Origin of the sequence: Shewanella hafniensis (assembly GCF_019655335.1) — a bacterium.
Classification (GTDB): Bacteria; Pseudomonadota; Gammaproteobacteria; order Enterobacterales; family Shewanellaceae; genus Shewanella; species Shewanella hafniensis.
Genome location: NZ_BPFD01000242.1, coordinates 1 through 442, shown reverse-complemented (window position 1 = coordinate 442; position 442 = coordinate 1). Strand labels below are relative to the sequence as shown.

Here is a 442-nt window from a genome sequence, read left to right as displayed (position 1 = left end):
GCCTGGCCGCTGTCGGCATCGGTAATGGTTAAGGTGCCGCTGTCAGTCAGAACTGGATCGGTGGCATCTTCAGTGACCGCGCCAACATCGTCGCCAGCAATCACAGGCACATCGTTGGTGCCGGTAATGGTGATGGTGACCGTGTGCTCAGTGCCGTCTTGGCTCAACACCACAAAGGTTTCGACCTTGGTTTCGCCTTCAGCCAGATATTGCACGTCGGCGTTATCGACGTTGTAAGTCCAGTTGCCCGCCGCATCGATAGTCAGGCTGCCGAGCGCGCCAACACTTGGAGTGCCGTTGCCGGCTTGGAACACGGCCTGGCCGCTGTCGGCATCGGTAATGGTTAAGGTGCCGCTGTCAGTCAGAACTGGATCGGTGGCATCTTCAGTGACCGCGCCAACATCGTCGCCAGCAATCACAGGCACATCGTTGGTGCCGGTAA

The 442-nt window shown here is 58.6% G+C and carries 1 protein-coding gene; it reads right to left on the bottom strand.

What is annotated here, in order from left to right:
• Window positions 1-442, bottom strand: a 442-nt coding sequence (locus tag K5Q99_RS22090) for a VCBS domain-containing protein (protein WP_220778152.1), incomplete at both ends; no start/stop codon positions are given.